14 protein-coding genes are annotated in these 13,771 nt (G+C 71.9%); 5 read left to right on the top strand and 9 right to left on the bottom strand.

Annotation, left to right across the window (positions count from 1 at the left end; translation table 11 throughout):
• Positions 1–290 precede the first annotated feature (290 nt).
• The 4 genes from pyrF to FHY03_RS13550 form a co-directional block, all read right to left on the bottom strand.
• Complete coding sequence (gene pyrF, locus FHY03_RS13565; RefSeq protein ID WP_183931401.1) at positions 291–965, bottom strand: orotidine-5'-phosphate decarboxylase; 675 nt, start codon at positions 963–965, stop codon at positions 291–293.
• The gene (locus tag FHY03_RS13560) at positions 965–1,321 is read right to left on the bottom strand and encodes a lipopolysaccharide assembly protein LapA domain-containing protein (protein ID WP_183919958.1); all 357 of its coding nucleotides are present in this window, start codon (positions 1,319–1,321) and stop codon (positions 965–967) included. Before FHY03_RS13560 ends, pyrF begins: the two co-directional genes overlap by 1 nt.
• Positions 1,322–1,744: 423 nt before the next feature.
• The gene (locus FHY03_RS13555; protein ID WP_221190207.1) at positions 1,745–4,048 is read right to left on the bottom strand and encodes a patatin-like protein; all 2,304 of its coding nucleotides are present in this window, start codon (positions 4,046–4,048) and stop codon (positions 1,745–1,747) included.
• Positions 4,045–4,743, bottom strand: coding sequence for an endonuclease/exonuclease/phosphatase family protein (locus FHY03_RS13550; RefSeq protein WP_183931400.1), 699 nt, complete (start codon positions 4,741–4,743; stop codon positions 4,045–4,047). The genes FHY03_RS13555 and FHY03_RS13550 overlap by 4 nt, the downstream gene beginning before the upstream one ends.
• Positions 4,744–4,853: 110 nt before the next feature.
• Here FHY03_RS13550 and fliL point away from each other — a divergent pair, with 110 nt between their 5' ends.
• Positions 4,854–5,342 (top strand): flagellar basal body-associated protein FliL, encoded by a 489-nt coding sequence (fliL, locus tag FHY03_RS13545; protein WP_183931399.1) that lies wholly within the window; start codon positions 4,854–4,856, stop codon positions 5,340–5,342.
• Positions 5,343–5,458: 116 nt separating this feature from the next.
• On the top strand, positions 5,459–5,653 hold the full coding sequence (locus tag FHY03_RS13540) for a hypothetical protein (protein ID WP_183919964.1): 195 nt from the start codon (positions 5,459–5,461) through the stop codon (positions 5,651–5,653).
• Between the two features lie 718 nt (positions 5,654–6,371).
• Here FHY03_RS13540 and FHY03_RS13535 read toward each other — a convergent pair.
• Positions 6,372–6,779 carry a PilZ domain-containing protein gene (locus FHY03_RS13535; protein ID WP_183919966.1) on the bottom strand — a complete coding sequence of 136 codons (408 nt, stop codon included), beginning with the start codon at positions 6,777–6,779 and terminating at the stop codon, positions 6,372–6,374.
• A 1-nt stretch (position 6,780) separates the two neighbouring features.
• Entirely contained in the window at positions 6,781–7,140 is a 360-nt protein-coding gene (locus tag FHY03_RS13530) for a PilZ domain-containing protein (protein ID WP_183919968.1), read from the bottom strand.
• 120 nt (positions 7,141–7,260) lie between these two features.
• Between FHY03_RS13530 and FHY03_RS13525 the strand changes: the two genes are divergently transcribed.
• Positions 7,261–8,577, top strand: coding sequence for a chloride channel protein (locus tag FHY03_RS13525; protein WP_183931398.1), 1,317 nt, complete (start codon positions 7,261–7,263; stop codon positions 8,575–8,577).
• A gap of 18 nt (positions 8,578–8,595) precedes the next feature.
• On the opposite strand, the gene FHY03_RS13520 is transcribed toward FHY03_RS13525, so the two are convergent.
• The 3 genes from FHY03_RS13520 to mgrA form a co-directional block, all read right to left on the bottom strand.
• On the bottom strand, positions 8,596–9,174 hold the full coding sequence (locus FHY03_RS13520; protein WP_183931397.1) for an alpha-ketoglutarate-dependent dioxygenase AlkB: 579 nt from the start codon (positions 9,172–9,174) through the stop codon (positions 8,596–8,598).
• 270 nt (positions 9,175–9,444) lie between these two features.
• The gene (locus tag FHY03_RS13515) at positions 9,445–10,449 is read right to left on the bottom strand and encodes an NAD(P)-dependent alcohol dehydrogenase (RefSeq protein WP_183931396.1); all 1,005 of its coding nucleotides are present in this window, start codon (positions 10,447–10,449) and stop codon (positions 9,445–9,447) included.
• 103 nt (positions 10,450–10,552) lie between these two features.
• Complete coding sequence (mgrA, locus tag FHY03_RS13510; protein ID WP_183931395.1) at positions 10,553–11,629, bottom strand: L-glyceraldehyde 3-phosphate reductase; 1,077 nt, start codon at positions 11,627–11,629, stop codon at positions 10,553–10,555.
• Between the two features lie 143 nt (positions 11,630–11,772).
• Between mgrA and FHY03_RS13505 the strand changes: the two genes are divergently transcribed.
• On the top strand, positions 11,773–12,087 hold the full coding sequence (locus FHY03_RS13505; RefSeq protein ID WP_183919976.1) for a DUF485 domain-containing protein: 315 nt from the start codon (positions 11,773–11,775) through the stop codon (positions 12,085–12,087).
• Entirely contained in the window at positions 12,084–13,712 is a 1,629-nt protein-coding gene (locus FHY03_RS13500; protein ID WP_183931394.1) for a cation acetate symporter, read from the top strand. The genes FHY03_RS13505 and FHY03_RS13500 overlap by 4 nt, the downstream gene beginning before the upstream one ends.
• Positions 13,713–13,771: the final 59 nt, after the last annotated feature.

The following is a 13,771-nucleotide window of genomic DNA, read 5'->3' as shown; positions in this document are numbered from 1 at the left end:
GTGACTCGAGCGGTGGAGGCGGCGACATAGGCGCGGCCGGATCACATTGCCACGTCGGGGCCGACGCGGAGAGCGGCGGTTGTGTCAGGCGGGACCTTCCTGCCGGCGATACCTTCTTCCCCGTCATCCCGGACTTGGTCCGGGATCCACTGCTCCGCAGGAGCGGCGCCTTCAGAATGTGCGGCACGGTGGATCCCGGAACAAGTCCGGGATGACGGCGGGAGTGGGCGAGAACGGCTTCTACGCCAACCCGGATACGGGTCGTGACCGCGCGGCCATCCCCCTAAATCCTACAGCGTGCCCGCGATCGCGCGCGCGGCGGCGTCGGGGTCCTCGGCCTGCGTGATCGGGCGGCCGATCACCAGGATCGAGGCGCCGTCGTCGGCCGCCCGGCGCGGCGTCACCACGCGCTTCTGGTCGCCGACGACGCCGTCCGCGGGCCGCACGCCCGGCACCACGAAGAAGCCGTCCGACCACGCCGCCCTGGCCGCGCGCACCTCGGCGCCCGAGCAGACGATGCCGTCGAGCCCGGCGGCGCGCGCCAGCTCGGCGAGCCGCAGCACGTGGTCGTGCGCGCTGCCCGCCACGCCGGTGTCGGCGAGGTCGCGCTCGTCGAGGCTGGTCAGCATCGTCACCGCGACCACCTTGGTCTCGGGGTGCGCCACCGCCTTGGCGTCCTCCAGCATCGCGCGGCCGCCGGCGGCGTGGACCGTCAGCACCGCGGGGGCGAGCGGCGCCAGCGACTGCACCGCCTTGGCGACGGTATTGGGGATGTCGTGGAGCTTGAGATCGAGGAAGACGGGTAGGCCGACCTCCTCGAGCGCGCGCACCCCGGCGGGGCCGTTGGCGCAGAAGAACTCGAGCCCGAGCTTGATCCCGCCGACATGGTGGCGGACCCTGGCGGCGAGCGCCTGCGCGCGGGCGAGATCGGGCGTGTCGAGCGCGACATAGACGCGGCTGCTCATCACGCGACCCCCGGCGGCACGGCGGTGGGGATCGCGGCGGGCGGCGGCGGCGTGACCGGGACAACAGCGCCTGGCGCGACCGGCTCGCCCGCGCGCGCGGCGGCCAGCGCGCGCTCGGTCTCGAGCGACCGTTCCGCGGCGGTGAGCCGCTGGCGCAGGCGGAAGCGCAGCCATTGCTGGTAGACGAGCGTCGGCACGAAGCCGAGCAGGAAGGTGGTGAGCAGCAGCAGCGGCAGGTTCACCTCCGCCACCAGGCCGCCGAACAGCTGGATCGAGACGTTGGTCCAGTTGCCGAAGGTGAACACCGCGGCGAGGAACGCCATCAGGCACCAGAACAGGAGCTTCAGGAACTGCATCGCGCCACGCTAGGCGGCGCGTCCCGAATTTACCAGTGCGCGGTGGCGCACCGCGGCGGCGCGGAATGGGACTGGCGTGGCTCGAAAGGAGGAGGGGGCACGACGTGATTACGCTCACAACGCCGCCGACGTTTCGGTGAAGCGCGCTTCCGTGAACGTTCGTCGATCCCGGCTCCCTTCGTCATCCCCGCGCAGGCGGGGATCCATACACGCTGACGCCTCCCTTCTTACCGCCACGTCTGCGCGTCTGGATCCCCGCCTGCGCGGGGATGACGAGAGAGGGGGGGATGATGAGAGAGGGCGGGGATGACGAAAGGGGGCGGGCATGACGAGAGAGGGCGGGCATGACGAGAGAGGGCGGTGAGGACGATAGCGCGAGCAAACATCCGGGGCACGGAGGCGCGTCGCCGCGTCCCCGGGGCGTCACCCCACCTCGCGCCGCAGCGCCTCTATCAGTCCGGGCGAGTGCGTCAGCCGCGCTTCCTCCTCGTCGAGGATGGCGCGGAAGGCGGCGCGCTTGATCGCGGCGACGCGCCCCGCGCGCAGCCGCGTCGCCGCAGGCAGCGTCGAGACGGTGATGTCGATCATCCGCTCGGCGCCGTGCAGGCGGCCCCAGAGATAGTCGTTCTCGCGGTAGGCGCGGCTGAAGAAGGCGCCGAAGCTGTTGAACTGGATACCCTTCAGCGTGGCCGCCGCACCGCCCGAGCGGATCGAGCAGGCGTCGTCGGGCGAGACGCGGTCGACCTTGATCGGGTCGAACTCGTCGAGGCCCTCGCCCTGCAGCAGCGGCAGCGTCGCCACGTCGACGAACGGAAAGCCGAGATAGTTGAGCAGCATCGGCCGCCGCACCTCGCGCGGCACCGCGGCCAGCGCCGCGGCCATGCGCGCGTCGGTCGCGGCGTCGCGCGCGGTGAGGTCGAGCGAGGCGCCGAAGCCATCGAGCAGCGGCCCGGCGTCGTCGCGCAGCGCGCGCACCTCGCGCCGCAGCGCCGCGTGCGTGTCGGTGCGCTTGGCGGCGAGATAGTCGGTGAGCGAGTCGTAGATCGCGTCGCGCAGCGGCTGGAGCGCCGCGGCGCTCGCCTCATGCTCCAGCTCGCCGAGGCGGCGCGCGAGCAGCCGCAGCCGGCGCACGCGGAAGTTGAGGTCGAAGGTGCGCAGGAAGGCGACCATCGCCTCGCTCGCGCCGCCGGCATAGACCGCGTCGGCGCCGAGCCCGCGCGCGGCGAGCGCGGCGTCGAGTCGCTGTCGCGTGCGGCTCCACCGCTGCGCCCCGGGCGCGCCGCCGATGGCATGGAGCAGCGCGGCGACGAACTCGACCACGCCCGCGGCCTTGAGCTGGCCGTAGCCGACATAGCTGAAGCCGGCGCGCTCGGCCGCCGCCGCCTGCGCGCGGCGGCGCCACGCCACCAGCCGCGCCGGGGTGGGGCGATCGAGGAAGAAGGTGCGCCCGAACAATTCCTCGATCGCGGCGTCGACCTGCGGCCGGATCGCCTCGGTGATCGCACGCATCCGCTCGATCCGCCGCGACCGTTCGGCCAGCGCCTCGAGATTGTCGCGGATCGGCTGCTGGCGCGGCAGCTCGCTGATCGCGCCGAGGATCGTCTGGAAAAAGCCGGGCGGTCCGGCACTGCCGGCGCCGAGCGTCAGCTTGTGGCCGGGCGACGGGTCGACGTAGACGAAGCGGCGGTCGATCTCGCGTTTCGCGGGGCGCTCGCGCAGCGCGTCGTTCGCTGGGCGAAAGGGCGCGTTGGCGAGCACCGAGCCGTCGATCAGCACCGCGCGCTCGGCGGCGCGCGCGGCGGCGTGGCGCGGCAGCACGCGCTCGAGGAAGTCGCGTCGGCCTGGCCAGCGACGCCGCCGCGCGCGCAGCACGCGGTCCAGCTCGGCCACGGTGAAGGGCGGGAAGGCGCCGGGGAAGCTCGAGGTCGCACGCGCGGCAAAGGCAAGCTCGGGGACGGCGGCCAGCGTGTCGAGCGCGATACCATGGTCGCTGAACGGCAGCACCAGCCGGTGCTCGGTCTCCATCACCTCGGGCGGCGAGTGCAGCTGGAGCCGCTCGGGGTGGCCGCCGAAGTCGGTGACGGTGACGAACAGGTCGAGCGGCTGTCCCGGCGGCAGCAGCCGCGGCCCGCGCGGCGCCGCCGCCATCGCCTCGAACGCGTCGAGCAGCATCGCGGTGAAGCCCTCGCCCGAGAAGGGCGGCTCGAACCAGCGCGAGCGGACGAAATGCGAGAGCTTGGCGCGCACCTCGTCGCGGGTCGCCTCGTCGAGCGCCTCGAGCTGGTCGGCGCTGCGCCCCGCCGCCATCCAGGCGAGCGGCAGCGCCCAGACCTTGGAGAAGCGCGAGGCGGGGGCGGCGTCGGCGTCGATCAGCCGCTCGACGTCGGCGCCGTCGAGCCACAGGTCGGTGAGCGGGTTGAGCGACTGCCCGCTCGCGATCGCCTGCGCCAGGAACACGCCGTTGATCCCGCCCGCGCTCGCGCCCGCGACGATGTCGGGCAGCACGCGCACGCGCCAGCCCGCGCTCTCCTCGATCTCGTCGAGCAAGGCGCGATAGATCCGCGCGCTGGCGCCGTCGCAGGGCGCGTTGTCGCGCGCGGCCCGGCTGGCGCGGGCGAGATGCCATACCTCCTTGACGATGCCGTGCATGTAGACCGCCAGGCTGATCCCGCCGTAGCAGACGAGCGCGAGCCGCAGCTCCTTCTCGCGCACCGCGGCCTGGCTCATGCGGCGACGATCTCGGCCCAGATCGGCAGGTGGTCCGAGGCGACCCGCGACGCGGGCGACTGGTGGACGCCGCAGGCCGCCACGCGCAGCGCGCGCGACACCATGATGCGGTCGAGCCGCGCGATCGGTCGGCGGGCGTGGAAGCTGGGTCCGGTCTCGGCGAAGTGGAAGTCGCGCGCGAAGTCGCTGAGGCAGCCCGAGGCGCGGCTCCACTCGTTCAGGTCGCCCATCATCACCGTCGCCGGGCCAGGGGCGCGGTGCGCCGCGTGCTGGAGGATCGCCGCCGCCTGCCGGCGCCGCCACAGCCCCGAGAGATCGAGGTGCATGCCGATCACGCGCACCGCCTCGCCCCCGACCTCGACATCGACGCAGACCGCGCCGCGCGGCTCGAGCGCGGGGAGGTGGAGCTGCTGGCAGTCGAGGATCGTCGCCGACTTGCGCACGAGCAAGGCGTTGCCGTGCCAGCCCATGCTGGTCGCGCGCATGCCGAGCCCGACCGAGCGCCAGTCGCTGTGCTCCTCGAGCAGGTGCGGGGTGAGCACCGCGGCGCGCTGGCCGAAGCGGCGGTCGGCCTCCTGCAATGCCACCACGTCGGCGTCGATCTCGCGCAGCACCTGGAGGATCCGCTCGGGGTTGCGACGGCGGTCGGTGCCGATCGCCTTGCGGATGTTGTAGCTGGCGACCTTGAGCCTCATCGCAGGCGTAACGAGTCGGGCGGCCCCGCGGTTGCAGCCGCGGGCGCTAGTTAGCGCGACGGTAATCACCTGGCGCTACGATGCCCGGCGAGGCAGCGGATGGACGCGGGATGAAGCGAGGGATCAAGCTGGCACTGGTGCCCGTGACGGCGGTGCTGGTGATCGGGCTGGGCGCGGCAGGTGGGGTGGTGTTGTCGCGTGACGGCGGCGCCGCGGCGATCGAGGCGGACGTGCGCGCGGACGCGACCCCCGTCGTGCCGGCGGTGCTGCCGGTGCAGTTCTACGCCTTCGACCCGCCACTGACGGTCAACATCAAGGACAGCGATGCGGTGCTCCAGGCGGGCGTGTCGGTGAGCACGCGCGACCCGAAGGTGCTCGACGCGCTGCGGCGTGACGATCCGGCGCTGCGCTCGGCGATGATCCTCGCTTTCGGCGACGCCAGCGAGGCCGCCGACATGAGCGACGCGGGCAAGCAGCAGCTGCTCGGCGCGATCACCGGCGCGGTCAACCGCCAGCTCGCCACCGACGGCTATGTCGGGCACGTCGACGCCGCATACTTCACCGACTTCATCGTGCAGGGCGGCAGCGACGACCAGTGAGTGCGGTGCGACGCGCCGTGGAACGGCGAGTCGGCCAGCCGGTTTGTGTCACTTCGATGGCGCACACGGGTGCGCTGCGGGCGGCGCGGCGCGCCGCCACGAACCGGAGAGTGAGCGTGAGCGCTAGAGTCTGCACCAGCGTGCCGCTGGTCGCCGCGCGAGACGGCGTGGTGATCATCGAGTCGAGCTGCGGCCGCTCGTTCAACGTCAGCGCCGAGGTGGCGATGCAGATGAGCGAGCATCTGATCCGCAGCGCCGCGCGCGCGCGCGGACAGCATCGCATGGCCGCGGAGCGCGCCGAGGGCGTGTAGGGTCGCGAACGGTCCAACAGTGGCGCGCCGGGCGAGGGCCTGCCGCGTCTCCATGGACGACATCGCGCCGCAGTTGCCCGTTATCCCGAACCCGTTCCGGAATACACCGGTCCGGACCCGGAAGGTTCATTGTCGCGCGAGCGGCTAGCCCCACCGTCATCCCGGGCTTGAGCGGTATCGAGGACGGGAGGACGGTGGTGAGAGAGCAAGCCGCCTTTCGGGTCCACGCCATCTCCACCCCGGAGGCAACGCGCGCTGAGTTGATGGAATGGTCGATCCCGAAACACGTCCGAGGTGACGAGATGGTGTGACGTCTCACCCGTGGGCGTACCCGAATTCGGGCTCATCCCAAGTCGCACGTCCACTGAACTCGCACGCCGCCGACATCACGTCGATGACGATCGCGATCGCGCCGCACACCATGTCGCAAGCGCAATGTTCTCAATATGTTCTGTCCTACATCGCGGGCTCGCGCTATGGCTGAGCGCGTGGAAGGAGGTGCCCGATGATCCTGCTCGACGCCCCGCTGATCACGGCCATGGCCGCGGTGATCGGCAGCTTGGCCGCGTTGGTCTGGTCCTGCCGCCGGCGGCCGTGACGACGACGATCAGCTGAACCGCGCTCCTGCCCCGACAGGTGAAGCGGTTCTCTAGGTCATGATCGTACGAGACTGGGCTCCTGCCTGAGCGGGAGCGCCTTTTCACCCTTCCTTCCCGCCTCAGCGGTCGTAGGCGCCGCGGATATGGCCGAGCCAGCCGGCCTTGCCGAGCGGCTCCTCCGGCGGGCGAGTCGGCGCGCTCGACGGCTTGGCGACGAAGGTCTTGGCGCGCGCGTCGTCAGGGTTGATCGGCTGGGCGAAGCGCAGCCCGGCGGCGCCCTGGTCGACCCAGATCACCGTCGCGCCCACCGCGGCGAGCGAGCCCACCGTGACGAGCACGGTCGCGCCGCGCTGCAGCCGCTCGGCCTGATCGACCCGCACGCCCGTGCTCGAGAGGTCGCGCACGCGGTGGCGAGTCGCCCCGCCATGGCCGAAGCGCTCGATCAGCGCGCCCAGCATCACGCGATGGCGCTCCGCGCGCGGCTGATGCTCGCGTGCGGCCGAGTCGCTGCTGACCGGGCCGCTCACGTCAGATGTCCTCATAGCCGTCGTCGTCGCGCGCGCCGCCCGACAGCAGCAGGATCACCTCGCGCGGCAGTCGCTGCTCGAAGCGGATCCCGGCCTCGCCGTCGTCGCACCACGCCACCGAGCCGACGAGCGTCTCGAGCCCGCCGATGCGCAGCCAGACGCGCTGCGCGGGCTTGAGCGCGACGCCGCGCAGCCGGCAGCCGCGGTTGGAGACATCGACCACCTGGACCGATTCGCTCTCGCCCAGGAACAGGCGCAGGCTGCCCTCGAGCGCGGTCGGCACGCGCAGCTCGCGGCGGTTGTCGCTCCACGACGCCGCCTCCAGCCACACGTCATCGCCGCCTGCGCTCACCTGCTCCACGTCACGTCCACCTGCCTCGCACGATGATCCGCTTATCGCGCGATAGGCTTAACAGCCCGTAACGGCGTGGTGCATCCGCGCCGCGCTGGCCTTTTCGCGGCATGGCGGTAGGAGCGGGGCATGATCGAACCGCGTTCCTCCACCGATGGCCAGCGTCGGTGGACCGCGCGCCGCTATCGCGCCCTGCTGCGCGCGCAGGGGCCTCGCTCCGTGCGGTTCCGCACGCGCATGGCGATCTTGACGGGCGCGGTCGCGATCGGCGTCGCCGCCACGCTCTTCGCGCTCGCCGCCGATACGCTCGGGGCGCTGTTCGCGAGCTACGCGCGCCGGTACCGCTACGCCCCGCTGCTCACCACGCCGCTGCTGTTCGCCGCGCTGGTGTGGCTGACGCGGCGCTGGGTCCCGCTCGCGCGCGGATCGGGCATCCCGCAGGTGATCGTGGCGCAGCAGGACCCGGAGCGTGCCACCGGCTCGCTGGTGTCGATCCGCACCGTGGCGGGCAAGACGATGCTGACGCTCGCCGCGTTGCTCGGCGGCGCCTCGACCGGGCGCGAGGGGCCGACGGTGCAGATCGCCGCCGCGGTGATGGGGCTGAGCCACCGACTGCTGCGCGTGCCGCTGCGCGGCGCGGTGCTGATCGCCGGCGGCGCGGCGGGCGTGGCGGCGGCGTTCAACACGCCGCTCGCCGGGCTGCTCTTCGCGATCGAGGAGCTCGCCTCCGCCTATGAGCAGCGGGTGACGCTGCTGGTGATCGCGGCGATCGTGATTGCGGGCATGGTCGCGCAGTCAGTGCAGGGCGATTACGTCTATTTCGGCGTGATCGGCGCGCATCTGGCGCTCGGCCCGGCGCTGCTGGCGGTGCCGGTCGCGGGGATAGCGGGCGGGTTGAGCGGGGGGCTGTTCGCGCGGCTGATGCTGGCGCTCGCCACCGGCGGCGGCCGTCTGACCGCCTGGTCGAAGCAGCGCCCGGTCGCCTTCGCGGCGCTCTGCGGCGTGGTGGTCGGTGGCCTGGGCGTCGCCACCGGGCTGACCTGGGGCACCGGCTATGACGCGGCGCGCGCGATGATCGTCGGGGTCGACGCGCCTCTGTGGTTCGGCCCGGCCAAGTTCCTGGCCACGCTGGCGACCGCGGTGGCCGGGCTGCCCGGCGGCATCTTCGCGCCGTCGCTGGCGGTGGGCGCCGGGCTGGGCAACCTGCTGCGACCGCTGTTCCCGGACGAGCCCGCCTCCGCGATCGTGATCCTCGGCATGGTGGGCTATTTCGCCGGCGTGGTGCGGGCGCCGCTGACCGCGGTGATCATCCTCTCCGAGACGACCGCGAGCCGCGGGCTGATGCTGCCGATGTTCGCCGCCGCCTTCCTCGCCGACGGCGCGAGCAGCCTGGTATGTCGCGAGAAACTGTACCACGGGCTGGCGCGCACCTTCGCGCGGCCCTGAGCCCGTTCGGTATGAGGCTCAGTCGCTCACGGTGGCGCGCCCGCGGTCGGACAGGCTGCGCAGCGTGATCGACCAGCGCGTCGCCGCCATCGCCGCGATGCTGTGCTCCCATTCGTACCGCGCCTCGCCGCGGAGATGGTAGAGCCCGCGCGGCGGCAGCGGTGCGGTACGTCGCTCGAACCGCTCGCCGGCGCGGCGGCGGAAGCGCATCGCCGCCGGAGCGCCGAGCGAGATGCCGACGACATGGTCGAAGTGCGGCCGATCGCGGTGCCAGCCAATCCCGGCGCCGGGATCGTAGCGGATCAGCAGCGCCTGCTCGAGCGTGCCCGGCGCGAGGCCGACGGCTTCCTCGGCGCGGTCGCGCACCGCCGCGAGCCACGGGGGCAGCGGGTCGGTGCGCGCCAAGGCGGCGCGATCGAAATCATAGTGGATGCCGAAACTGTGCGTCAGCCGCTTGCCGAGCCAACCCTGGAACCGGAACGGCGCGAGCGCGAGCGAGTCGAGCCGCCCGATCAGCGCGCGCTCCTCGTCGGCGTCGACGAAGCCGGGGACGCTGCGCAGGCCGGGGATCAGCGGCAGGTCGAAGAGGTCGTTCACCGTGGTCCACTACAAGGATTGCCGCGAGGCACCATGACGGAGGTGCGGACAGGCTTCCCATGAGCGAGAGGCCGCCCCTCGCGGGACGGCCTCTCCATTGTCGGCCGGGGCTGGCAGTGTGTCAGGCGGCGGCATGCCCCGCAGAAGCGATCATGCCCGCGCCCTGTGCCGTAACCGGCTTGTGACAATGAGACATTCGATCACCTCCTTTCCGTTGTTGACGATGTCGCGGAGATGGTTGTTTCCATTAGACATTCAAGTAGCGGCCTATCACCACTCGACGCCGATCTTGCCGAAATGCCCGGCCGACTGCTGGAAGCGGAAGGCGTCGGGCAGCCGCTCGAGCGGGAAGCGTCGGTCGATCACCGGGCGGATGCCGGTGGCCTCGATCGCGCGCACGAACTCCTGCTGTTGCCGGCGCGAGCCGACGATCAGCCCCTGCAGCCGCGCCTGCTTGCCCATCAGCGCCGCGGTGGGCACGTCGCCGGTCACGCCCGCGACGGTGCCGATCAGCGCGATCTGCCCGCCGACGCGCACCGCCTCGATCGACTGGGTCAGCGTGCCCGCGCCGCCGAGCTCGAGCACGTGATCGACCCCGCCGCCGCTCCAGTCGCGCACCGCGCGGCCCCAGTCGGGCACCTCGCGATAGTTGACGACATGGTCGGCGCCGAGGTCGCGCGCGCGCTCCAGCTTCTCGCCCGAAGAGGAAGTGACGATCGCGGTCGCGCCCATCGCCTTGGCGATCTGTAGTCCCCAGATCGCGACGCCGCCGGTGCCGAGCAGCAGCACCGTGTCGCCCGCCTTGAGCGCGCCCTCGCCGACCAAAGCGCGCCAGGCGGTGAGCCCCGCGGTGGTGATCGTCGCCGCCTCGACCGCGTCATAGCCCTTGGGCGCGCGCGTGAAGGCGGTGGCGGGGCGGACGACAGCCTCGGTGGCGTGGCCGTCGATGCCGTCGCCGGGGGTGCGGCGGAAGTCGCCGATCGTGGGCGCGCCGTCCTGCCAGTCGGGGAAGAAGCAGGAGACGACCTCATCGCCGACCTGGAACTCGGAGACGTCCTCGCCGACCGCCTCCACCGTGCCGGCGCCGTCGGCGAGCGCGACCACACGGTCGCCCGCGGGCATGCCGCCGGTAACGACGCCGAGGTCGTGGTAGTTGAGCGAGCTGCCGTGCAGTGCGACGCGGATCTCGCCGCGGCCGGGCGCGCCCGGGTCGGCGCGCTCGGTGAAGCCGAGCGTGTCGAGGGTGGGCGGGGCGCCGATCGTCATGGCCTTCATGTCGGGTCCTTCATGCTTCACGTGTCGATGGAGCGGGCGGCGATGTCGTGTCGCCGCGCGCGCGTTCAAGCGCCGCCGCGCGTACCTTCGCGAGGCGCTACGCTCAGGCGGGCACGCCCTGCGCCGCGGGGAGCTCGACGATGTCGGACGATTCCGCCCACAGGTTGATGCCGCCGTCGCGCGCCAGCGAGTCGATCCGCGCCAGCTCGTCCTCCGCGAAGTCGAGCCGCTTCACCGCGTCGAGCGAATCGTCGAGCTGCGCGACCGTGCGCGCGCCGATCAGCGCCGAGCTGACACGTGGGTCGCGCAGCACCCAGGCGATCGCCATCTGCGCCAGCGTCTGGCCGCGGGCGGAGGCGATCGCGTTCAGGTCGCGGATCGCGGCGAGGTTCTGCTCGCTCAGCAGCGACTGGCCGAGCGAGCCGCCGCGCGTGGCGCGCGCGCCCTCCGGCACGCCGTTGAGGTATTTGTCGGTGAGCATGCCCTGCGCCAGCGGCGAGAAGGCGATGCAGCCGGTGCCGAGCGCCTCCAACGTGTCGAGCAGCCCGCGCTCGATCCAGCGGTTGAGGATCGAGTAGCTCGGCTGGTGGATGAACAGCGGGACCTTCTCCTCGGCCAGGATCGCCGCGGCGCGCGCGGTCAGGCCGGGCTCATAAGAGGAGATGCCGACGTACAGCGCCTTGCCCTGACGGTGCAGCTGCACCAGCGCGCCCATCGTCTCCTCCAGCGGCGTGTTCGGGTCGACCCGGTGCGAGTAGAAGATGTCGACATAGTCGAGCCCCATGCGGCGCAGGCTCTGGTCGCAGCTGGCGATGAGATATTTGCGCGACGAGCCGACGTCGCCGTACGGCCCGGGCCACATGTCCCACCCCGCCTTGGTGGAGACGATCAGCTCGTCGCGGTGCGCGGCGAAGTCGGTCGCGAGCACGCGGCCGAACGCCTCCTCCGCCGAGCCGTAGGGCGGCCCGTAATTGTTGGCGAGGTCGAAGTGAGTGACGCCGCGGTCGAAGGCGCGGCGCAGGATCGCGCGGCCGGTCTCGAACACGTCGCTGCCCCCGAAATTCTGCCACAGGCCGAGGCTGATCGCGGGCAGCCGCAGCCCGCTGCGGCCGACGCGGCGGTACGGCATGCGGCCGTCATAGCGTGCAGGATCAGCGACATAGGGGGCAGGAAAGGGCATGCGACGGCTCCGTGACGACCGGGTAATGGCGCCCCTAACGTCCATCGGCGCAGGGCGGTCCCGACGAACGCGACGACACGCGATCACCGCTCGCCAAACCGCCGCGAGCCTCTATGATCCGGCGGCAGAGGGGAGAGGCGAGGATGGAGCAGGGCGAGGCCGCGCTCGAGCGGCTGGCGGAGAACCCGCGCTACCGGCGGCTGGTGCGGCGCCGCGGTCGGCTCGGGCTGGCGCTGACCGCGGTGATGCTCGTCGCCTATCTCGGCTTCGTGCTGCTGGTCGCGTTCGACAAGCCGCTGCTCGCGCGGTCGCTGGCGGGCGGGGCGACCTCGCTGGGTATTCCGATCGGGCTCGGCGTGATCCTGCTCGCGATCGCACTGACCGGGATCTACGTGTACCGCGCCAACCGCGAGTTCGACGCCGAGGTCGCCGCCATCGTCGCCGAGGCGCGGCGATGACCGGCGCGAGCGGTGGCGGACCTGGCTGGCCCGCGCTGGCGATGTTCGGCTGCTTCGTGCTGCTGACGCTCGCGATCACGCGCTGGGCGGCGCGGCGGACGCGCACCGCCGCCGACTTCTACGCCGCGGGCGGCGGGATCACCGGCTTCCAGAACGGGCTGGCGATCGCGGGCGACTTCATGTCGGCGGCGTCGTTCCTCGGCATCTCGGCGCAGATCTTCGCCGACGGCTATGACGGGCTGATCTACTCGATCGGCTTCCTGGTCGGCTGGCCGATCGTGCTGTTCCTGATGGCGGAGCGGCTGCGCAACCTGGGCCGCTTCACCTTCGCCGACGTCGCCTCGTTCCGCTTCGCGCAGACGCCGGTGCGCACGCTCGCGGCACTGTCGACGCTGCTGGTAGTGCTGTTCTACCTGATCGCGCAGATGGTCGGAGCGGGGCAGCTGATCCGCCTGCTGTTCGGGCTGCCTTACCCTTATGCGGTCGCGATCGTCGGCGTGATGATGACGCTGTACGTGCTGTTCGGCGGCATGCTCGCGACCACCTGGGTGCAGATCGTGAAGGCGGTGCTGCTGCTCGGCGCGGCGAGCTTCATGGCCGCGGCGGTGCTGTGGCAATTCGGCTCGCCCGAGGCGCTGTTCGCGCGCGCGGTGCAGGCCAAGGCCGCCGCCGCGGCCGCCAAGGGTGCGGCGCCGGGCGAGGCGATGGCGGCGGGACGCGCGATCATGGGGCCGGGCGGCTTCATCAAGGACCCGGTCTCGGCGATCTCGCTCGGGCTCGCGCTGATGTTCGGCACCGCCGGCCTGCCGCACATCCTGATGCGCTTCTTCACCGTGCCCGACGCGCGCGCGGCGCGCACCTCGGTGCTGTGGGCGACGGGGTGGATCGGTTACTTCTATCTACTGACCTTCGTGATCGGCTTCGGCGCGATCGTGCTGGTCGGCACCGACTCGCGCTATCTCGACGCCGCGGGCGCGCTGCGTGGCGGCGGCAACATGGCCGCTGTCCATCTCGCGCACGCGATCGGGGGCGACCTGTTCCTCGGCTTCGTCTCGGCGGTGGCGTTCGCGACCATCCTCGCGGTGGTCGCTGGGCTGACGCTCTCGGGCGCCTCGGCGGTGAGCCACGACCTCTACGCCAGCGTGTTCCGCCGCGGCCGCGCCGACCAGGTGGCGGAGCTGCGCGTCTCGCGCGTGACCGTGGTGGTGCTCGCGCTGGTCGCGATCGCGCTGGGCATCCTGTTCGAGAAGCAGAATGTCGCCTTCATGGTCAGCCTGGCGTTCGCGATGGCGGCCTCGGCCAACTTCCCGGTCCTGCTGCTGTCGCTGCTGTGGCGCGGCTGCACCACGCGCGGCGTGGTCGCGGGCGGGGCGGTCGGCCTCGCGCTCGCGCTGGGGCTGACGATCCTGTCGCCCGCCATCTGGGTGACGGTGCTGGGTCACGCATCCGCGATCTTCCCTTATGGCTCGCCCGCGCTCTTCTCGATGCCCGCGGCGTTCGCGACGATCTGGCTGGTCTCGCGGCTCGATCGCAGCGGACGCGCGGTGGTGGATCGCGCCGGCTATGTCGCGCAGCGGGTCCGGTCCGAGACCGGCATCGGCGCTGCCAGAGCGAACGATCATTGATCAGTTCGGAGTGGCGGCAAAGAATCTTTACATAGCCTTAACACCCCCTTTTCAGATCA

This window comes from Sphingomonas sp. BK345, from assembly GCF_014193845.1.
Classification (GTDB): Bacteria; Pseudomonadota; Alphaproteobacteria; order Sphingomonadales; family Sphingomonadaceae; genus Sphingomonas.
The sequence above is the reverse complement of the archived record's forward strand: the minus strand, read 5'-3'. Positions and strand labels throughout refer to the sequence as shown.